The sequence below is a fragment of the Gemmatimonadaceae bacterium genome (genome assembly GCA_030647905.1).
Classification (GTDB): Bacteria; Gemmatimonadota; Gemmatimonadetes; order Gemmatimonadales; family Gemmatimonadaceae; genus UBA4720.
In genome coordinates this window covers 14,431-35,925 of record JAUSJA010000020.1, presented here as the reverse complement: position 1 = coordinate 35,925, position 21,495 = coordinate 14,431, and the positions used below count along the sequence as shown (strand labels likewise).

At 63.5% G+C, this 21,495-nt stretch carries 12 protein-coding genes; 6 read left to right on the top strand and 6 right to left on the bottom strand.

The genetic code is table 11. The features are described 5' to 3' along the window. Positions 1-120: 120 nt before the first annotated feature. The gene (locus Q7S20_04430) at positions 121-882 is read right to left on the bottom strand and encodes an arylesterase (protein ID MDO8501072.1); all 762 of its coding nucleotides are present in this window, start codon (positions 880-882) and stop codon (positions 121-123) included. Here Q7S20_04430 and Q7S20_04425 point away from each other — a divergent pair. The 3 genes from Q7S20_04425 to Q7S20_04415 all read left to right on the top strand — a co-directional run bounded on the left by Q7S20_04425 (position 875) and on the right by Q7S20_04415 (position 5,874). Next, positions 875-1,552 carry an ABC transporter ATP-binding protein gene (locus tag Q7S20_04425; GenBank protein ID MDO8501071.1) on the top strand — a complete coding sequence of 226 codons (678 nt, stop codon included), beginning with the start codon at positions 875-877 and terminating at the stop codon, positions 1,550-1,552. The genes Q7S20_04430 and Q7S20_04425 overlap by 8 nt on opposite strands. A gap of 35 nt (positions 1,553-1,587) precedes the next feature. Beyond that, complete coding sequence (locus tag Q7S20_04420; protein ID MDO8501070.1) at positions 1,588-4,236, top strand: ABC transporter permease; 2,649 nt, start codon at positions 1,588-1,590, stop codon at positions 4,234-4,236. Between the two features lie 72 nt (positions 4,237-4,308). Further along, positions 4,309-5,874 carry a leishmanolysin-related zinc metalloendopeptidase gene (locus Q7S20_04415; protein MDO8501069.1) on the top strand — a complete coding sequence of 522 codons (1,566 nt, stop codon included), beginning with the start codon at positions 4,309-4,311 and terminating at the stop codon, positions 5,872-5,874. A gap of 28 nt (positions 5,875-5,902) precedes the next feature. Here the strand turns inward: Q7S20_04415 and Q7S20_04410 are convergent, their stop codons facing one another. From Q7S20_04410 to Q7S20_04400, 3 genes are all read right to left on the bottom strand, one after another. Continuing rightward, positions 5,903-7,885 (bottom strand): Ig-like domain-containing protein, encoded by a 1,983-nt coding sequence (locus tag Q7S20_04410; GenBank protein MDO8501068.1) that lies wholly within the window; start codon positions 7,883-7,885, stop codon positions 5,903-5,905. 228 nt (positions 7,886-8,113) lie between these two features. Next, complete coding sequence (locus Q7S20_04405) at positions 8,114-9,454, bottom strand: RagB/SusD family nutrient uptake outer membrane protein (GenBank protein MDO8501067.1); 1,341 nt, start codon at positions 9,452-9,454, stop codon at positions 8,114-8,116. A 17-nt stretch (positions 9,455-9,471) separates the two neighbouring features. Beyond that, on the bottom strand, positions 9,472-12,555 hold the full coding sequence (locus Q7S20_04400) for a SusC/RagA family TonB-linked outer membrane protein (GenBank protein MDO8501066.1): 3,084 nt from the start codon (positions 12,553-12,555) through the stop codon (positions 9,472-9,474). Positions 12,556-12,777: 222 nt separating this feature from the next. Here Q7S20_04400 and Q7S20_04395 point away from each other — a divergent pair, with 222 nt between their 5' ends. Genes Q7S20_04395 through nagB form a run of 3 tightly spaced genes read left to right on the top strand, consistent with a single transcriptional unit; the run spans position 12,778 to position 17,767 of the window. Then, entirely contained in the window at positions 12,778-14,616 is a 1,839-nt protein-coding gene (locus Q7S20_04395; protein MDO8501065.1) for a glycoside hydrolase family 3 N-terminal domain-containing protein, read from the top strand. Next, positions 14,613-15,845 carry a serine hydrolase gene (locus Q7S20_04390; protein MDO8501064.1) on the top strand — a complete coding sequence of 411 codons (1,233 nt, stop codon included), beginning with the start codon at positions 14,613-14,615 and terminating at the stop codon, positions 15,843-15,845. Before Q7S20_04395 ends, Q7S20_04390 begins: the two co-directional genes overlap by 4 nt. After that, positions 15,842-17,767 carry a glucosamine-6-phosphate deaminase gene (nagB, locus tag Q7S20_04385; protein MDO8501063.1) on the top strand — a complete coding sequence of 642 codons (1,926 nt, stop codon included), beginning with the start codon at positions 15,842-15,844 and terminating at the stop codon, positions 17,765-17,767. Before Q7S20_04390 ends, nagB begins: the two co-directional genes overlap by 4 nt. A gap of 3 nt (positions 17,768-17,770) precedes the next feature. On the opposite strand, the gene Q7S20_04380 is transcribed toward nagB, so the two are convergent. Beyond that, positions 17,771-18,562 carry a glycerophosphodiester phosphodiesterase gene (locus Q7S20_04380; GenBank protein MDO8501062.1) on the bottom strand — a complete coding sequence of 264 codons (792 nt, stop codon included), beginning with the start codon at positions 18,560-18,562 and terminating at the stop codon, positions 17,771-17,773. A gap of 82 nt (positions 18,563-18,644) precedes the next feature. Continuing rightward, positions 18,645-21,374 carry a TonB-dependent receptor gene (locus Q7S20_04375; protein ID MDO8501061.1) on the bottom strand — a complete coding sequence of 910 codons (2,730 nt, stop codon included), beginning with the start codon at positions 21,372-21,374 and terminating at the stop codon, positions 18,645-18,647. Positions 21,375-21,495: the final 121 nt, after the last annotated feature.

Below are 21,495 nucleotides of genomic sequence, written 5' to 3'. Positions count from 1 at the left end.
CGCACGCACACCTCCGCGCGCATCAGCTCAATTGCCGACATTCTCGTCCGCTCCACCGGCTCAACCCTCACAAAGGATCAAGCCGATAGGGGACATTTCTATCTTGGCATCAAGGGGACATTATCTCTTTGGTTCAACACTTAGGTAAACCTCCCTCACCACCGGCTCGAGCGAGCGCCAGACGTTGTCCGCGACTATCCGCTCGCCCCTCTCGTTCGGATGCATGCCGTCCGCCTGATTGAGCTCGGGATGGCCCGCAACCCGGTCGAGGAGGAAAGGCACGAGAGTCAGATTTTCAGCCCTGGCGACATCGGCGTATGCCTTCCGAAAGCTCGACGCGTACCGCCTGCCCAGGTTCGGAGGCGCTTCCATCACCGCCAGCAAAACCTTCGCTTCAGGTCGCAACGCACGTATCCGCGCGACGATCGCATGCAGGTTCGCCTCGAGCGAGTCCGCGTCGAGCGCGCGAAGCGCATCGTTCCCGCCTGTCTCCACCACCACCACGTCCACTGGCCGCCGCAGCGTCCATTCAATCCGCCTCAACGCTCCCGCCGAAGTCTCTCCCGACAAGCCGGCGTTGACCGACACGATTGGAGTCCCGCTATCCGCGGCCTTCTGCGCGATCAGATTGGGAAACGCCAGTGACGGATCAAGCCCGTAGCCGGCGGTCAGGCTCGTTCCGAAGAACAGCACAGTAACTTTTCCCGATGCCGCAGCCGTAGTGCCACCTGCAGCATCGCCGTAAGCTCCTGCCGCAACACTGCCGGCGACCCGCGCGTTACTCGTAACACGGGATTCACCAGTCGATCTGTCCATATTTCGCTCCGGGCTGCACGCGACCGAAGCGGCCAGCACACCAACTATCAGGATTCTGATGCTCATTGCAAAGGAAGTTACACGGGAATATCGCAGCGGTGACCAGCAGCTAGCCGTACTGCGGAATGTCTCGTTCACCATACCGCAGGGCGGCTTCGTCGCAATCGTTGGACCGTCCGGCAGCGGCAAGACGACGCTGCTCGGACTGCTTGCCGGACTCGATACCCCGACGAGCGGAAGAGTGATCCTCGACGGCCACGACCTCACGACGATGAGCGAGAACGAGCGGGCAAAGCTCCGCGGCGAGAAAGTGGGGTTCGTCTTCCAGAGCTTTCAGCTCATCCCCACGCTCACGGCGCGCGAGAACATTCAGGTTCCCCTCGAGCTCCAGGGCATCGACGGCGCCGAGTCCCGAGCCGACGAGCTCCTCGAGCGCGTCGGACTTGGCAACCGCGGCCATCACTTCCCCATGCAGCTCTCCGGCGGCGAGCAGCAGCGCGTCGCCATCGCACGCGCATTCGCCAACTCTCCGCGCATTCTCTTCGCCGACGAGCCGACTGGCAACCTCGACGCCGGCACGGGCGTGCGCGTGTTCGATCTCCTGGAATCGCTCAACCGCGAATCGGGATCCACCATCGTCCTCGTCACGCACGATGCAGTCCTCGCACAGCGCGCGGCACGCACCATCCGTCTCAGCGACGGCAGCATAGTCGGGGATACCGAGGCCGCGGCGTGAGCGATTCCGCCCAACAATACACCCGGCGAGCGTCCGTGAGACAGCTCGCCGGACTCACCTGGCGCGAGAGTCGCAGCGCGCGCCGCCGGCTCCTGCTTTACATGTCGGCAATCTCGCTCGGCGTAGCCGCGCTCGTCGCCATTGACTCGTTCGCCGGAAACGTCACGCAATCCGTTCGCGAGCAATCCCGATCCCTGCTGGGCGGTGACGTCGCTTTCACGGCGAGGCGGCCGTTCACTCCGGAACAGAACGCAATCCTCGATACAGTGAGGACGAGGGGACGCGCGCAGTACGCGCACGTTGTCACTTTCCCTTCGATGGCGCTGGTGCCGCGCACCGGAGCGACGCGACTCGTTCAGGTCCGGGCGGTAAGCGCGAACTACCCGTTCTACGGACAGATCACGACTCAACCCGCCAACCGGTGGCGCACGTTGCAGTCGGGTCCGGTCGCACTCGTTGATCCTTCACTCCTCGTCGCCCTCAATGCCCGGATCGGCGACACGCTGACACTCGGGCTCGGAAGGTTTGTCATCGGTGCGACGCTCAAGGACGTCCCCGGCATACCGGGCGTCGCCGAGATCATCGGCCCGCGCGTCTTCATCCCCGAGCGTTACGTCGCCGAGACCCAGCTGCTGGTTTTTGGAAGTACCGCCGAGTACGGTGTGTTGGCCAGGCTGCCAGGAGCGGTGGATCCGGACAAGCTCGTCGCGCCGCTCAGGCCTTCGCTGGAGAAGGCACAGCTCCGCGCCACGACCGTCACTCAGAGCGAGCAGGCGGCGACAGAAGCGATTCAACAGCTCACGCAGTTCATCGGCATCGTCGGGCTCGTCGCACTGCTCCTCGGCGGAGTAGGCGTAGCGAGCGGCGTACGGGCGTTCGTTTCGCGGAAGATAGACACTGTAGCAATTCTGAGATGTCTCGGCGCGTCGAGCGGACAGGTGCTCGCGATGTACGTCGCGCAGGCGGCGGCGATGGGACTGTTCGGCGCAATCGCCGGCGCGGCACTGGGGGTCGCGGTGCAGCTCGGACTTCCTTCCGTGCTCGGCGAGTTCCTGCCTGTGGACGTCGCAGTGTCGCTCGAGCCGGGTGCTATCATCACCGGCATCATCGTGGGCGGATGGATCGCGCTCATCTTCTCGCTGCGCCCGCTGCTGGCGCTGCGCAACGTGTCGCCTCTTCAGACACTGCGCCGCGATGCCGACTCCGAAGTTCTCCGGATGCGCTGGAACGACATTCCACGCGTCGCTGTCAACGTCGCGCTGGGGCTCAGCGTCGTGGCGATTGCGCTTCTGCGCGCGTCCACCATTCGGCAGGGACTGTGGATGAGCGGCGCCACGCTGGCGGTGCTCGGCATCCTCACGCTGAGCGCGATATTTCTCTCCTGGGTGGCGAAGCGCACTCTCCGCGCGGGATGGCCGTACGTCGTGAGACAAGGTGTTGCCAACCTTTACCGTCCGGCCAATCAGACCAGGTCCGTCGTGCTGTCGCTGGGATTCGGGGCATTCCTTGTCACGACCCTGTTTCTCGTGCAATCGAATCTGCTGAAGCGATTCGAGTTCAATGCGGCGAAGTCGGCGGCGAACCTCGTATTCTTCGACATCCAGGAAGATCAGGCCGCGGGCGTGGACTCGCTTGTGCGGTCACGCGGACGACTGCTTCAGACGGCGCCCGTGGTGACGATGCGAATCGCAAAGATCAACGACCGCACTGTGGATCAGATCGTGACCGAATCTCGCGAGCGCAGGACGGCGGACTCTGCTGCACGCGCGAGGGGCGGCGCCGCGTCCGACTCGGTGGATGCAGCGGAATCGGCGCGCCAGCGCGCGGGCCGTCGGGGACCGTCGGGGCGTCCGGGGTGGGCGCTGCGGCGGGAGTATCGCTCGACGTTCCGCGACACTGTCACGTCGGGCGAAAAGGTCGTGGACGGCAAATGGTTCAGCGCGGCGGCGTTGAAGGGCGCGAGCGACACGACCGAGATGTCGCTCGAGAAGGACGTCGCCGAAGAGCTCAGGATCAAGCTCGGCGACATCGTGACGTGGAACGTGCAGGGCGTGGAGATCCCCGCGCGGGTTACCAGCTTTCGAGAAGTGACCTGGGCCCGGTTCGAGCCCAATTTCTTCGCCGTATTCGCGTCGCCAGCGCTGCGCACCGCTCCGAAGCAGTTCGTGCTCCTCGCGAGCGTTCCCGGCGCGGCCACAGTCGCGGGACTTCAGCGCGACATAGTAACGAGATATCCGAACGTGTCGAGTGTGGATCTGACGCTCATCAAGGAGACCGTCGCGCGCATCGTGAACAAGGTGTCCACGGCGATCCGTTTCATGGCGCTGTTCAGTCTGGCGATGGGCATCCCCGTGCTGTTCAGCGCGGTCGCGGCGACGCGGCGCGATCGTATTCGTGAGGGTGTGCTGCTCAAGACGCTGGGCGCGACTCGCGGGCAGATCACGCGAATTCTCCTCGCGGAGTACGCTCTCCTCGGCCTGCTCGGGAGCATGACAGGAATGCTGCTGGCGATCGGCGGCGGTTGGGCTCTCACCCACTATGTGTTCAATGCGTCATTCACTCCGGCGATCCTGCCGGCGCTGGTGATCGCCGCGGCGATGCTCGGCCTGACGATTACCATCGGCCTGCTGGCGGGGAGAGACGTGTTCAAGGAGACGCCAATGTCGGCACTGCGCGACATCTGAAGTATTGCGGAAGCGACGGGCGGCTCTATACTGGACGCTCCCGCCCGGACAATTCCTTCGATGAGGCAGTCGATGACGCGCTCCCCGCACCTTGCCGGACCGGTCGTTCTACTCGTTCTGGCCGCAGCGATCGGTGGATGCGGGGATTCCACTTCACCGCCGAAGCCGGCGTCCGTGGCCGCTGACCAGGTGGTCGCGCCGGATGGTACCGCCGGCGCAGTCCTGGCGGTTGCGCCAACGTTCGAGGTGAAAGACGCTGGCGGGAGCGCGCTCGGCGGCGTGAAGGTGACAGTCGCCGTCACGGCCGGCGGCGGAATTCTCACCGATGCCCCGACCGCGACGAAGGGAGGACCGACTCCAGTCGGAACCTGGAAGCTCGGCACCGCGGCGGGACTCAACAGCGTGACCGTTACGGTCGGCAGCTTGCCACCACTCGTGATCACCGTGAACGGGAAACCGGGACCGCCAGCTTCCGTCGCAGTGGTCGGCGGAGCCAGTCAAACGGCGCTCGCGGGAACCACGCTGCCGGTTGCGCCGACCGTGCAGGTGCGGGACCAGTTCTTGAACGGTGTCCCCGGAGTTCCGGTGACATTCACGGTTCTCGATGGCGATGGCACTGTATCGAATGCACCCGTTTCCACGGATGCATCGGGCAATGCGGTGTCGCCGGCGTGGCAGCTCGGCAAGAGCGCTGTGCCGCAATCGCTGCGCGCCTCGACGACAGGCGGATTCGCGGCGATCGTGCCCGCGGCCGTGGCGACCGGCTACGACATGGATCTGCGCTTCTTCGGTCCGCCGTTGCCACCGGTGACAGCGGGAATGTTCACTGCGGCATCGGCTCGCATTCGCGGCGCCGTCATCGGCGACGTGGGCGACATCGCGGCTCCGGCCACCCCGGTGAATCTGGAGGCGGGCTGTGGAACGACAGGCCTGCCGACGGCGTTCATTGATCCCGTGGACGATGTCGTCATCTTTGCTTCGGTCGGCCCGATTGATGGTGCCTTGAAGATTCTCGCGTTTGCGGGTCCATGCTTCATTCGCGGCCCGAACGACCCGGCCAACCGGCAGACTGTAATCGGCGTCATGAAATTCGACAGCGACGACATCGAGACGCTGATCGCGCGCGGCAATCTCACCGATGTCATCCAGCACGAGATGCTTCATGTCGTCGGAGTGGGTACACTGTGGAGCTTCTACGGAGTTCTCGCCGGAGCGGGGACGACATCGTCGCGCTTCACGGGGGCGATGGGCATCGGCGCATGCGTCACGCTCGGCGGATCTCCCGTATGCCCAGGGAGCGTGCCGGTCGAGAATTGCACCAACTGCCCGGGGACTGCGGACGGCCACTGGCGAGAGTCGGTGTTCGCGACGGAGCTGATGACAGGGTTCGTGACAAGTCCGACGCCGGGCTTCACCGGAATCCTCAACCCGCTCAGCACCATCACAATTCAGTCGCTCGCCGACATCGGCTACAACGTGAATCCGGCGGCGGCCGACCCGTACTTCATCCCCGGCCTGTCTGCCGCCCGCGCGCTCGGACAGCTGAATGTGGACACGTCGGGTTCGTGGGAGCAGGTAATCCAGCCGCGGATGCAGGTCACGCCGCGCGGTCAGATCAGCATCATCAGGCAGCAGTGATGATGCGCCGGAATGCAGGCGCGCCTCTCTACTGCGTCCTCAGGATGTAGAGCGTCGCGCCCGTGAAGCTCGCCGCCGTAGTCCCGTCAGTATTGAGGAACCTTATGCTTCGCGCCGGCCCGGCCGGGACTCGGGTGAACCGAAAGTAGTTCCCCGAAGCGGAACGTGCCTGGAGGTCCGTTGATATATAGCCCGAGCCGTAGATGTCGTTGACCACCAGCGGGTACGTCCGGCTCGACGTGATGGCCGCGACATTGCTCCGCATGTCGTACGTCTTGTAGCTGTACTTCGTCGCAAGTCCCGCGACTCCGGCGTCATCGGAATAGTTTGCCACCATCCACCCGGCGATCAGGGAGTCGAATGAAACGCCACCCGCGCGCGTCACCAGGTTGTTGACGCCGATGTTCGGCCCGCCAGCCAGCGCCCTGGTGAACGCCTTGATGTCCCCGCCCGGCGCGTAATGGTCGGCGGTGTACCGCAGCAGCGCCCACGCCGCACCGCGATCGGCGAGGGAGCTGTCGGAGAACGAGCTTGTCGGCGCATTCGGTCCCGGATTCTGCAGATACCTCTGGAACCGCGCGAAATTCTGGAAGAAGAACGCGTAGTAATCGTTATTGTTCGAGGACAGCTGCGCAAAAGTGAGGTTGTTCGCCTCGCCGAAGTTCTTGAGCTTGCGGCCGTTCAGATCTTCCGCGAAGTGAGACAATGCCTCGTCCAACCACGTGTCCTCGAGTTCCTGCTCGATCGGGCTTTGGATTCTCTCCGATGCGTTGATCATGTGCTGGAACTCGTGGGCGATGGTGCCGCGCGTTCCCTGACGGACCGCCGCGGTCGTGCGGATGTTGCCGTTGATCGTTCCGCCGGGATCAGGCGCGAGAACGTAGAAGATCTCGGCAACGTTGCTCTGCAGGCAGCTTCCGTCGCCGGTGGACGGGAAGAGGTCGCCGGCGAAGAAGAATCCGCCGACGAACCCGCCCGGGTTATTGGGAGGCGTCAGCTTGTTCACTTCGGGCGTGTAGAGGATGATCACCCGTGAATTGCCATCCAGGTCGCTCGGCGTTCCAAAGTAGTCCACGTCGGTCGGATAAATCAGGTTGTCGAACTCGGTGCCGATCTCCTTGAAGTCGGTGTCGGTGAAGCCGCCGTCAGGCGCGGCGCTGTCGGTGTAGAGAATTGCGCGGTTACTGACGTACTTCACCGTCGCCGTGATCGTCTTGAAGTCCCTGCACGACTTGGGCACCTTGAAGCGAGTCGTGTCGCCGACCGCGGAAATGGCCGCATTCACCGACATCCGGAGAGACCTGTCCAGGCTTCGCGCCCCGTACGCGCGCTGCCCCGCAACAATGCGGAGCTCGCGGCGCTCGGTCTGCCTGAGCCGGCTCTCATACGCGATCTGTAGCGAGCCCGGCCCATCGGACGGTGCGAGCGCCAATTGCGCGGCCACCCGGTACGGGTTGGCGAGAAGATTCGTGTTGGGGACGGTTTCTCCCTCGTCCGACTTGATTGTGTATGTGCTGAGATCGTCCGGAGTCGAATTGGCGTTGGCGGCGATTACTACGTACTGGGAACTTCCCCCGGTCGTCGCGATCTTCACGCATCCCCCAGTGGCGCTGGCGCTGAGGACGCGCACCTCCCCCACCGCGAGGTCCACCGTAGTGGGACCGGCGGTGCACGATGCCACGGGAGCCACTACCACCACGGTCGCACTGCCAGTCACGCCGTCAACCGAACCCTGGATTGTTGCCGAGCCGGCCGCGACTCCCTTGATGACGCCCGTGGAGCTGACCGTCGCCACCGCCTGATTGAGGCTGGTCCATGTGATGGACTTTCCGGTGAGCGCGTTGCCGTTCTGATCCTTCACGATGGCGCTCGCCTGCGCAGTCTCGTTCACCGTGATCTGCGACGGTGTCGAGGTCACCATCACGGTAGTCGTGACAGGCGGAGAGACAGGCTCCGACCCTTTGCAGGCAACGCCAAGGAGCAGGGCAAACAGGATTCCGGACTTTCGCATTCGGAGACTACTCCTTGCGTGATATGGAGCTGGGCGTACCAGTGGTGCGGTGTTAGTACACGGAACACCGGGGAAGGATCGTACCCCTGGCCGCGCCCGGACCGATCCCAACGGTATCGAACATAATGTAAGCAGGCAACCCGAATTCCCGCCCGTGTCATCGTCAGGGCCCGGATGTGACAGAGCCCCCGGCGGGCGCCGGGGGCTCTGCTGAGATCATGGCCCGTATCAGCCCTTCGGGATGTTGGGGTTCCCGTTGATCTCGTTGGTTGGAAGCGGCCAGCAGGTGATCGTCTCGTCGTAGATCTGACCGGACGTGCTGCCGGGATACGGTCCCTTCGGGAAGAGATCCACGTTGTAGTACTTCTTGTACCGGCGCAGATCACCGAGGCGATGGCCGTCGAGATAGAAATCACGGCTCCGCTGATCGCGCAGCTCGGCCATCAGCGCGTCTCCGGAGAGGCTGACCGCCGCCTGATTGCCGGCGGCGCGCCGTTCGTTCACGAATACCAGTGTGGCCGCCGTCGGTCCCTGGGTCTCGGCGATGATATACCTCGTCTCGAGCCCGGATGCGATCCGGAACGACATGACCGCCGCGAAATTGGCGCCCACAACCGAGTTGTTGAACGTGCTGTACGCCGACGACGCGAGCGGTGTGCCCGCTCTCGTCGTCGTTCCGGTAATTCGCGGTACGCGCGGATCGGTCGTCATCGCCGCGAATGGCGTGAAGTTGAGCCACGCATTGCTGCCGACCGTTAGACGATTGTACGTGCGGTTGTTCTGCGCGGTCGTGTTATCCGAGTAGTAGAGCAAGTAAATGAAACTCGCGGGAACCTGACCGGCGAAATTGGCCGCGGCTGTCTTGTCGTTTCTGTTCAGCGCAGCGCGCGCCGCACCGACCAGGGCGAAGGTGCGAACCGAATCCGCCCCGAGCACCGTTGCGGTGTTGACGGGCGTGCGCGACTGGGCCTTAGCTTTCGCCGCGTTTGCCACGGTTACTGCCTCCTGAAAGCGCGCGATCGCGTCGGTCATCATTTCCTCGGTGGTCTTCGGAACGCCGAGGTCAATCGGTGTCACGCAGAACGTCTCGCCGAGAACGGTGTAGCTGTAGCCGGCGAAGGCGAGGGCTCTCGCCACCCGGAGATCGCTGGACGCCGAGTCGGCGAGGAGCGTCTTGAGACGCGCCGTCCCATCATCGCCAAGGAATCGGGCACGCTGCATCGGCGCATAGAGGAACGCGTTGATGTAGCTCATGTCCGAGTAGAGCTCGCGACGATCTATCTGGCCTTCCTCAACGAAAGGATTGTTGTTGCCTCTGTTCACGAGCTCGTCGGTCAGCTGGCCATTCCAGTAGGTGAGGTCGTCGTTCGCGTCCTGGAATCCGTAGATCGGACCGTTGGCTATCAGCCCGATATACGCCACGTCGGTGACGTCCGGCTCCTCGACCGCGCCGGGATTCGAGGCGGTCAGGAAGTCGTTACATGCCGACGCGCTCGCGACGGCGAGGGCCAGGGCTCCGATCCTGACGAGACCGGCCCACCGGCTATTCGATCTGCTCTTATTGGTCATGATGTGGTCTCTCCGCATCAGTACTGGACGGTGAATGTGGCCGACAGGCGGCGGGGCACAGGCGCTGCATAGGCGTCCACACGCACGAAGTTGCGTCCGCCGTACGTGTTGACCTCCGGGTCAGCTCCTTCATAATCGCTCCAGAGCTTCAGGTTTCGCCCGGATACTGTGATGCTGGCGCCCCTGCCTCCGAAACGCCGCATCAGCGTTTCAGGTAGGTCGTAGGTGAGAGACAGCTCGCGCAGCTTAGTGAAATCCGCCTTCTGGATCCACTCCGGCGAGACGGATGAGTTCTTGTAAACCGCGATCTCCTTGAAGAGGATCGTATCTGCCGCCGTCTGCGGGAACCGCGCGCGAGGATCGTTGTTGCGCGTGCAGTTGTCGCTCGCCTGGCAGCGGTTGCGCTCCTGCAGATTGAAGATGTAATGGCCGCCCTTGTGGTCGAGCAGCGCGTACAGTCGCAGGTTCCGGAACAGCGTGATGGTGTTGGAGAACCCGATCTCGCGCGTCGGTGTGGACGGTCCGAGGTAAACTCTGGCCGTGTCGAAGGTCGCCGCTCCCGCGGTCGTCAGGATCGCCGATCCGTCGGCAGCGCGAAGAACACGCGCCACCCAATAGCCGCCGAGCGGATATCCCGCCCGGTGCTGCTGAACGGATCCGTACGCCTGACCGCTCGGCGTATCGAGAATCTTGTCCTTGACCCCGAACGTCACCAGCTCGTTGCGATTCGTCGAGTAGTTGAGCTGCGTCTGCCACGAGAAGTTGTTCCGCTGGATCGGTGTGCCGGTCAGGGCCACCTCGATGCCACGGTTGTTCACCTCGCCGAGGTTCGTCAACTGCGAGCTGATGAAGCCCGTGGAAGCCGGCACCGAGATGGACTGCAGCATGTCCTTCGTCGTCTTGTTGTAGTACGTGAAGTCCACGTTCATCCTGTCGGTGAACAGGCCCATGTCGAAGCCGAGCTCGAGCTCCTCACCCTTCTCCGGCTTCAGGTCCGGGTTTCCAAAGGCGGCGGTGCGAATCGCCGACGCCGTGGTCGTGCCGAGCGTCACGCGATCCACCGTATAGGTCTGCGGGGCAGAGTACGCGGAAGGTGCGCGGCCCGCTTGCCCCCACGCGGTGCGCAGCTTGAGCGAGCTGATCTGCGCGGAGTTGAGGAAGTTCTTCGCCGCCGGCTCGTCGGAGATCACGTACGACAGCGAAACCTTCGGATAGACGATGAGATCGAAATTCGTGCCGAACGAGGAATGATCGTCGGCGCGAACGGCGCCGGTGAGAAAGAGCCGGTCGTTCCAGCCTAGCTGCTCCTGCACGTAGTACCCGACCGAGTTGTTCTCACTGAACCCCTCGGCGCCGGTACTCCGCTGAAGAAGATTGACGAGCGTGACGTCGGGCGCGCCGATTCCGATTCCGGTGGCGCTGAGCGACGTGCTCTTGTCGGCCACTACCTGCGAGCCGAAGGTCGTCGTCGAGAGAAGGCTGCTCCTCATGTTCCAGTTCATGGTCCCGGCATAATCCAGCGTCACAACCCGGCGCGTCGGAGTTCTGCGGAGATTGGCGCCGGAGGCGGCGTCAGCATCCTGGGAGACATCAATGACGCCTGGCAGGAACAGGAGCTGCGCCTGCACGACGCTGTTGTCGAAGCCGGCCGTCAGCCTGTTCTGCCACCAGGTGACCGGGTTGTAGCTGAACGTCCCGCCGAGGGTGTAGCGGTCCGTGCTGGTGTAGTTCTGATACTTGTTCGCGGCCGTCGGCGAGATCGTGCGCCATCCTTCATTGCCCGCCCCGAGGAGCGAAATGCGCCCCGGGAACCCGCGCCGGGCGCTGAGCAGAAGGCCGTTTGCCGACTCATCCTGGATCGGCAGCCGGATGCGGCCGCTCTGCCAGTTCATGTTAATGGCGATGTTGGACTTGTCGTTCGGGCTGAAGCCGAAGTTCGACCGGATGGACGTGCGGTTGTTGTCGCTGTTGTAAAAGACTCCCTGCTCCGTATCCCGGTCTCCCGAGACGTAGTAGGAATACTTGTCGCCGCCGCCGCGAAGGCTGAGCCCGAGGCGCGACAGGTCGCCGACGCGAAGCGCGCGGGAATCATCCCTCATCGGATTGCCGGAGATCACGGCATTGAGCGCGACGGTCTGGCAGCCGGGCCAGACGAGCGTAGTATCGGACGCCGAGACGCGGGCCGCCTTCTTCGTGGCGTCACATGTCGTGTAGTTGTCCCCGGGGAGAAGCGTGTACTCGTTGGTGCCACGCTCCGCTTTGACAGACCAGCGCATCTCCTGCTGCCCGCGACTTCCCTTCTTGGTGATGATCTGAATGACGCCGTTGGCCGCCTCGGCTCCGTAAAGTGTCGCTGCCGCGGGCCCCTTGATCACTTCGATGGACTCGATGTCGTTGGGATCGAGACTGTTGAGCGCCGACGTCACCTGCGTTGACTGCGCGAGTCCGGCGGTTCCGCCGCCCGTCGCGCTGAAGCCGCCAAGGTCATCAATGTTGTAACGGATTCCGTCTATGAAGACCACCGGCCTGTAGCCGCTGAGCGAGCTGGCTCCGCGGATGCGTATTTCGCCAGCGGTTCCGGCAGCGCCGGAGCCGGGAAGAATCGTCACGCCCGGAGTCTTCGACTGAAGCACTTCCGTCACGTTGAGAATGGACGTCTTCTCGGTCAGCCCCGCGACATCAAGTACCGTGATCGAGTTTCCGAGAGTCTTCCGCTCAGCCGAGCCGCCAGTGCCAGTGACGACTACCTGTTCGAGCTGCGTCGCGGATTGAGAGAGGGCGAAATCGGCGCGGGCGCCCGCATCGGCGCCGACGTTGACCGTTCGCGTCTGGCGGGCGAAGCCGATCTTCCGGACCACGACCTGACGCTGTCCGGAGGGCACATTCGCTATGACATAGTCGCCGTTCTGATTCGTGACCGCGCCCGACGTAGTGCCGGTGATCGCGACTTGCGCGTCGGCAATCGGCCGCTGATTGCTCGCATCTGTCACGCGGCCGCGTATGACTCCCTGCGCGGCGGCAGCCCCCAATGGAACTGCCAGCATCGCCGAAAGCGCGATGAGGCGAGCGAGTATTTTGGGAACGCTTACAATACTGGGCATTACCGTCCTCCTGAAGAGCGGTAGCGGAAGGTAGGATTCCTTGGCGCGCCTAGTTTGCCACTATCCGGTAACGCAGTCAAGACGATGGCTACAATCGCTACAATCTACGCCGCCTCGTGTCGCTTCATTGACACTCATTTCCGCGCGCCGTACGTTGGCCCACTCACCTGATCGCCCAGCCGCAGCAGGAAACAGCGACATCCACACAAAGGTCATTCAGTAATGATGGGCCGTCATCCCCTCGCCTTGCTTCTCGTTCTCGGCGCCTGTGCACCAGTGGTTGCACCGCCAACCCGGCACGACGCGGCTTCCGACCGAATCATCGGAACAGCACATCCCGGCGCGACGACGCCGCTTTCTCAACAGGATTCGGCGTGGGTCGAGGCGACACTCCTCTCGCTTTCGCCAAGGGAGCGAGTCGCGCAGCTCGTGATGCCGTGGGTCCCGGGCGAGTACTCGGCCGTCGGATCACCCGAGTACGAGCAGGTTCGCGGATGGGTCCAGGACGACAAGGTCGGCGGACTCGTCCTCTCGATTGGACTACCGCACAGCTACGCAGCCAAGCTGAACCACATGCAGCGGCTCGCCGCGGTCCCGCTTCTCGTCACGTCCGACATGGAGAACGGCACCGGGATGCGGCTCGGCGGATCGTACGCCTTGCCCTCTCTGCTGCCGCAGGGCGGAGGCACTGTCTTCCCGCCCGTCATGGCGCTCGGCGCGACGCGATCGGAGGAGCTGGCGTACCGGCTTGGAGAGGTGCTTGGCGCCGAAGCGCGCGCGGTCGGCGTACACATGACGTTCGGGCCCGTGCTCGACGTGAACGCCAATCCGCTGAATCCGATCATCAACACGAGATCGTTCGGAGAGGATCCGAAGCTCGTTTCCCGGCTTGCTGACGCATACATCCGCGGCGCGAGGGACGAGGGTCTGATGACGACGGGTAAGCACTTTCCGGGACACGGCGACACGGATATCGATTCGCATTTGAATCTTCCCACGATTCGCGCCGACCGCGCGCGTCTGGACGCGGTGGACCTGCCTCCCTTCCGGTCCGCCGTGACCACGGGGATAGACGCGATCATGACGGCGCACATCGCCGTCACCGGCATACTCGGCGACAGCGCGCCCCCCGCCACACTGTCCCCATACTTCATGACCGACGTGCTACGGAAGGAGATGGGTTTCAGCGGTCTTCTCGTCACCGACGCGATGACGATGGGAGGCGTCGCAAACCGGTACGGCGCGACCGAGCCGCTGGTGCTCGCGCTTCAGGCCGGCGCCGACATTCTGCTCATGCCGCGCAACATTCGTGAGGCGATTGACGTCGTGATGTCGGCGATCCAGTCGGGACGCCTGACGCAATCGCGTATAGATGTGTCGGTGAGGCGTCTGTTGCGCGTAAAGGCGCAGGCCGGTCTGCGCGCTGGCCGCCTGGTGAATCTCGATGCCATTGACACCATAGTGAACGTGCCCGCGAAGTCCGCGGTGGCGACTGAGGTCGCCGAGAAATCCATCACGCTGGCACGGGACGAGAGATCGCTCGTTCCGCTGCCGCGGGCCGGGAAGCGACTGCTTTCCATCACGTACGCAGACGCATCGGATATCGTCGCCGGGCGTGTGTTCAACCAGGAGCTGCGCCGCGGCGGATTCTCCGTGGCGGTCGTCGGTGTGGACGGCCGCACAACCCCCGCCGAGTTCGACGCGCTGCGCGCACGGGCGGATTCGGCGGATGTGATCGTGGCCTCCGCCTACGTTTTCCCGAGAGCCGGCAGGGGCTCGATCGGAGCCGAGGGAGGATTCCCGGCGCTCATCGAGCAGCTCGCCACGGCGAAGAAGAATGTCGTTGCCGTCTCGTTCGGCAGCCCTTACCTGGTGAGCGCCTATCCTTCAGTGCCTGCGTACCTGCTGGCATGGGGAGGAGCTCCCGTCTCTCAGCGGGCCGCCGTAGCGGCCCTGCTCGGCGAGATCGGCATCAGCGGGCGGCTTCCGATCTCGATTCCGCCCTGGTTCCAAAGCGGGGCAGGCCTCGACCGCTCCCCTGTCACACCGACATCGAAATGAGATCACGATTTTTTCTTGGAGCTGCAGCGGCCGCCACACTCTCCGGGTGCGCGCCGAAACCCACTCTCGCGCCGGTTCCGGCCCGGATGGAAACCGTGTCCACACTCGTGCGTGCTGACCCCGCCGATGCGGGAATGCGCGGCGATCTCAACGCCAGCCTCGATTCAATAATGACGGTCGCGCTCGCCGAACACGCCGCGCCCGGGGCGTCGCTTGCCGTTGGCAGGTACGGGCGGATCGTTCACATGAAGGGCTACGGCCGGCTCGACACCGCGCAGGCTTCGCCGGTGGTGGACGAGAACTCGATGTACGACATGGCGTCGCTCACCAAGGTGATCGCGACCACGACGGCTTCGATGATCCTGGAGGAACAGGGCCTGCTGGATCTCGACCGCACCGTGGCGAGCTATCTCCCGGAGTTCAACGCGCCCGACAAGGCGGCGATCACCGTTCGCATGATCGTGACGCACCGCGGCGGGCTCGAGGCATTCGCCGCCCTTTACAGGGAGTTCAAGGGACGCGACCAGTATCTCGCTCAGATAAACGCGCGGCCGCTCAAGTCGGCGCCGGGTACCGCGACCGTGTACAGCGACTGGGACATGATTCTCATGCAGCTTGTGATCGAGCGCATCACGGGACAGACTCTGGACCGCTTCGTCGCCGACAAGGTGTTCACGCCGCTCGGGATGACCAGCACGATGTTCACTCCTGACAGTGCGACGTTCTTCAATCGGATTGCGCCCACTGAGATAGACTCGGCGCGCGGCGGTCTCGTGCGCGCGAAGGTGCACGATGAGAACGCATGGGCGATGGGCGGTGTATCGGGACACGCGGGCCTTTTCTCGTCGGTGAGAGATCTCACCGTGTTCACGCAGATGCTGCTGAACGGAGGCGAATACAACGGTGTGCGAATCGTGAAGGCGGCGACGCTGGCGAGGTGGACCGCACCGCAGTCCGGCACGTCGAGCCGCGCACTCGGCTGGGACACGCCGTCGAAAGGGTCGAGCTCGGGCAGCTATTTCTCGGCGCGCGGCTTCGGCCACACGGGATTCACCGGTACGTCTCTCTGGATTGATCCGGAGAGAGGATTGTTCGTCATTCTTCTCACCAATCGCGTGAATCCCCACCGCGATAACCAGCGACACGTTCCGCTCAGGCGCGCGGTGGCGGACGCCGCGCAGAAGGCGATCATGGACGCGCCACTCGTCAACTGGGAGGCTGGCAGATGAACGCACAGGTGCGCGAGCGCGTGAAGGTCATCATCGCCGAATACGACGAGATCGCGGCGCTCGTGGCGAAGCGCATTTCCACAGTGATCGCCGAGCGTCGGGCGGCCGGAAAGCAGCCGGTGCTGGGGCTGGCGACAGGCAGCACGCCGATCGCCGTCTACCGCGAGCTCATCAGGATGCATCGCGACGAAGGTCTCGACTTCTCCGACGTCGTGACGTTCAATCTCGACGAGTACTACCCGATGCGTCCGGACAGCATCCAGAGCTACTACCGCTACATGTGGGAGAACCTGTTCGAGTACATCAACATCAAGCCGGAGAACGTTCATATCCCGAACGGCGCGGTTCCGCGCGAGCATCTGATGGCCGAGACGGAGATTTACGAGAAGGCGATCAGGAAGGCCGGCGGAATCGATCTCCAGATACTCGGCATCGGAAAGACGGGTCATATCGGATTCAACGAGCCGGGTTCGGGAATAGACTCGCGCACGAGGATGATCGCGCTCGACACGATAACGCGCCGTGATGCGGCAGCCGATTTCTTCGGCGAGGACAACGTTCCCACGGAAGCGATCACGATGGGCGTCGCGACCATTATGGAGGCGCGCGAAGTCGCGCTGATGGCCACTGGAGAGCACAAGGCGGCGATCATTTGCCGCGCCGTGGAAGGCGAGCCCGTCCCTGATGTTGCCGCGACGTATCTGCAGCTTCACACGAATGCCGTGTTCTACGTGGACCACGCGGCCGCCGCCGACCTCACCCGGATCCGTACGCCGTGGATCGTGGGCGAGGTGGAATGGACGCGCGATCTGGAGATGGCCGCGGTGATCTGGCTGAGCGGCGAGACGCACAAGTCCATCCTCAAGCTGGACAGTCTGGATTATCGCGAGCACCACCTGAGCTCGCTCCTGGCGCGGTATCAGGAGGCCGGCCCGCTCAATGGAGAGGTTTTCAACGCGCTAATCTCGAAGGTACGCGGACGGAGCAAGCTTCCATCGGACAGGAACATCATTGTCTTCTCGCCACACCCCGACGACGACGTGATCTCGATGGGTGGCATGCTCAACAAGCTCCATCAGAATCGCAACAGGATCATCGTGGCGTACCAGACCTCGGGGAACATCGCGGTGTTCGATCACGAGGTGCGGCGGTACGTGGATTTTCTGCGCCGCTTCGACCGCGATTTCTCGATGGCGGACGCGACGATGCGCACGCTCGTCGAAAAAGTGGAGAGCTTTCTCGACACCAAGCTCCCGGGGCAGGTGGACATTCCCGACGTACTGACGATCAAGCGCGGGATACGCGAGGCAGAGGCCGTCTCCGGCATCGAGACGTTCGGAATGAACCGCGACCAGGCGCGGTTCCTCAATCTTCCGTTCTACCAGACGGGCAAGACGCGCAAGGATCCGATCGGCCCGGAGGACGTGAGGATCACGCTCGAGCTGCTCGAGGAGCATCGCCCGTCGCTCATCTTCGTGGCGGGAGATCTGTCCGATCCGCACGGCACGCACAGAATGTGTCTCGAAACCGTGAAAGAGGCGCTGGCGCAGTATTCGGGAGAAGCGCCCGATATCTGGTATTATCGCGGCGCGTGGCAGGAGTGGGGCGTGAAGGAAGCCGACGTCCTCGTCCCGCTCTCGGAGGACGAGCTGCGGTACAAGATCCTGGCGATCTTCAAGCACCAGAGCCAGAAGGACCGTGCTCCTTTCCCCGGCCAGGATGAGCGAGAGTTCTGGCAGCGCGTCGAAGAGAGAAACAAGAACACCGCCGCAGTCGTTGACCGGCTCGGGCTCCCGGAGTACTTCGCGATGGAAGCCTACGTCGTCAGGCGGGACGGAAAGCGCGTCGAGCCGGAGACGGTCGCAACGAGCGCTCTCGGGGCGCCGAGCGCGCAAGAAGCGGCAAAGCCCCGAGCGCGGTAACGGCTACATCGCCGCAGGCGGCAGCGTCGCCCTCAGCTTCAGCATCACTGCCGGGTCGTCGCTGATGATTCCGTTGACCCCGCTTTCCCAAAGGCCGCGCGCGACGGCGGGATCATTGACGGTCCACACATGCACGCGGCAGCCGTGCGCCGGGGCGATCCTCGCGAAGCGCCTGACCGGAAGCGGAAGTCCATGATACGATAACGGGACGCAAAGCGCGCGATATCCGATCGGAGTGATCGGCCGGCCGAAGAGAATCTCGAACATGAGCCGCGCGACCTCGTCGCGCACCGCGCCGACGGCGATCCGCGAGCCCGCGAACACCTTCACTGATCGCGAGTCGAATGCATCCACCAGTGCGCGCTCTTCGGCCTTGTGTGACTCAAGAGCTTTTCGCACGGCGGTTGGCGCCAGCGGATCCTTGATCTCGATGAGGAGCGGCGTGGCTGGGAATGCCTCGATGACCTCGTCGAGCGAAGGAATATGGTGGCCTTTGCCGCGGTAAGGATATGTCCTGCCTCCGTCCCGCGTGAAATTCGCGCCCGCGTCGAGCCGTCGCAGCTGCTCGAAGGTCATTCGCGCGGTCTCTCCCGAGCCATCGGTCGTGCGCATGACCGTCGGGTCGTGGTGAACGACGGGAATCCCGTCCGCGCTCAGGCGCACGTCGAATTCGATCGCGTCGGCGCCCAGCGCCACTGCCTGCGCGAACGACTCGACGGTGTTCTCGGGAGCGTGAGCGCGATTTCCGCGGTGTCCGATCACCGGACGCGCCGTGGGATCGAGAAGAATGTTCATGCGGATAATGTAGGTCCGGAAGACAGAACGGAGCGGCACGCCATGAGGCGCACCGCTCCGTTCAAGCCGTTGGAAACCCGAACTAGAAAGTGATCTGCAGTCTGCTGATGATCAGTCTTCCGATCAGGCCACCCTGCGCGAATTCCTGGTGCCGTTTGTCGAGCAGGTTGGTGCCGTTGATGGAGAAGAGCACGCCGTTGAGCCCCGACGGACGGAATGAGAATCCGGCGTCGAGCAGCGTGTACGGCTTGACAGTTCCGGAGATGTACGAGATAGCCTGGAATCCATCGACGTGCCTCTCGCGGATTTCGGCGTTCCATCCACTGGCTTCATCGCGATAGCGAACCGTGAAGGAATGCTTGTTGGCCGGCGCGTTGAGCGAGATGTCCTGAAGTCCGCCCACCTCGGACTTCGGGAAGAGGTTCTTGTTCACGTACGAGTAGGTGCCGGCCATCGAGAAGCCATAGTCGAGAAGCAGCTCGGCGCCGAAGTCGCTTCCCCACAGGTCGAGGTTACCGAAGTTGCGATAGGTGACGATGACATCCGATCCGGACGACAGCGATTCGTTGAAGTTGACGACACCGAGAGGAACGCCGACCGCCGCCCCCTTGCCACCTGAGACGCCGCCAAGTCCGCCGGCGATGGTCGGAGCGAGGGCGCCGATGGTTGCGGCGGGAAGTCCGATTGCCGCCAGCTTGCCCGCGATGAAGCCGCCGAGCGTAGCTGCATCGAGAAAGACGTTGGGCGTCTCGATGGTGAGCGGACCGACGAAGTTCTTCCGGTTTTCCTTCCATACGTCAACCGAGAGCTGCAGCCGGTTCGAGAAGATGCCCTTGTAGCCGCCTTCGAACGTGTTGTGAATCTCAGGCTTGAGCTGGGCAACGTCACGGAGATCGGTCGGCAGAACGTCAATGAACGTCGCGTTGCTCTGAAGGATGCGGAGCTTGGTGCCGACCTCAGCCGACGTTGGCTGCTGCGCGGCGAGATAGCTGACGATGCTGGCCGGGACGCCAGCCGCCACCAGGCCGGAACCCGCGGCTGCAAAGGCAGCCTTGTAAAGAAGCGCAGCGTTTGCCGGGATAGGTGTGGCGGGTGTGCCACCGAAGGCAGTCGGCACGCGCATGCACAATCCATTCACTCCGCCGGTGCAGTCGTGACGGAACGTGAAGCCAGTGGCCGGGACGCCGAGCGCGCGGACGCCGAAGAGCTGCGTGCCGGTGAGTGGAATGCGACTGGCCTGCAGGTCGAGGAAAAGGTTGAGCGTGCTGGGGGTCGAGAACGCGCGGTTGTACGTGAGGCGGAAGTTCTGATTTTCTACGGGTTTGAAGACGAGCGCAACGCGGGGTGAGAAGACTGCGTCGTTGAGGCGGCTATGCTTGTCCACGCGCGCCGCGGTGGTGAGCTGGAACTGATCGGTGATGTCCGTGACGGAGTGGATGTAGCCACCGTTCTCGATGATGTCGTCGTCGCCCTCGTTGCGGCCGTTGATGGTGCCTTCCGTTTTCGGCGTCGTGTGGATGTAGTCGTAACCGAAGAGGAAGCGCTGGCGGGTGCCTAAATCGAAGCCGTCCTGAATCTGGGCCGCAAGCTGTGACGACTTGTCGATGATGCAGGCGGCATCGCCGGTGTTCGGACAGTTCGTGGTCGGCCTCACGGCGTTCAGCAGGAACGTCCCGCCGGCGTCACTGGTGTTGAGGAACACCTGGGCGAACAGCTGATTGATGCGACCGCGGAGCTGGTACGTCTGGTAGACCCAGTCCTTAATTTGGGCAGGACCGAGTCCGGTGGGCTCGACAGCGCTGCCGGCCTTGCTCCGGCCGTAGTTGGCGATGATCTCGCTAGCGGCCGTCGGACGGAAGTCGGCTCTGATCTCACCACCCTGCCGGTTCACGTTGCGGTCGCGCGGCTTGCCCTCGAGGACCGTATCGGAGGGAAGGAAGTCCCATTCCTTCGCATGGAACACATCGTAGGTCGCCTTGAATCCGAACTTCGGAGTCGGCGCCCATGCCGTGCGGAACGCGCCGCGAATGAGATTCTGGGTGCCGCCGTCCACTGCGACGGTGGTTCCCGGTGAAGTAAACGGCGACTTGGTGAAGAGGGCCATGACGCCGCCAGCGGTGTTGGGGCCATAAAGCGCCGCCCCTGGCCCGAGCACGACTTCGATGCGCTCGATGTCCTCGTTTGTCGTCGGCGACAGGTAGGGAATGTTCACTCGGAGCGACGGCATGAACGCGAACCGGTTGTCAGTAAGCGTGAGCAGGGCGCCGGAGAAGATGTTGTTGAATCCGCGGGCGACGATGTTGGACCGGATAATTCCGCCGCGCGCCACGTCGATACCCGGACTGGCGGCGACGTGATCGGCGACGTTGACCGTTGCCCTCTCTTCGACCGCAGCAACGGTGATTACGGAGATGGAAGCGGGCGCGTCGATCACCTTCTCCGGCGCGCGCGACGCGGTCGTCACCACCTGCTCGAGCTGGTTCGGCGCCTCGACGAGCGAGAAATTAGCGCTTGTCGAACCTCCCGATCCGACGGTTATGTCCTGAAGTGACATCGGAGTGAACCCGAAGATCCTGGCGCGCACGGTGTACGTGCCGGCGGGAACGTTCGATATCCGGTATCTCCCGCTCTCGTCAGTCTTGGCCGCGCCGACAGCGCGAGGCCCGGAAATCGCCTGGACAGTGGCCCCCGCGATCGCAGTGCCGTCGCTGGCAGTGACCCGTCCTGTGACGCTGCCGTTCTGTGCAGCGACAGGCATCGCAAAAAACATGAAAGCCACTACGGACAGCAGTCGCATCCGGTTTGCGGACATCAGCTACCTCGAGTTCATGTAATTGTGCGCCGGGGGGCGCTCTCCCAAGCGGACGCCCTCAGACAGTTGCGCCATAGCTAAGGCAGACGACGCCCCCCGTCAAGACTGGACATTCCTGACT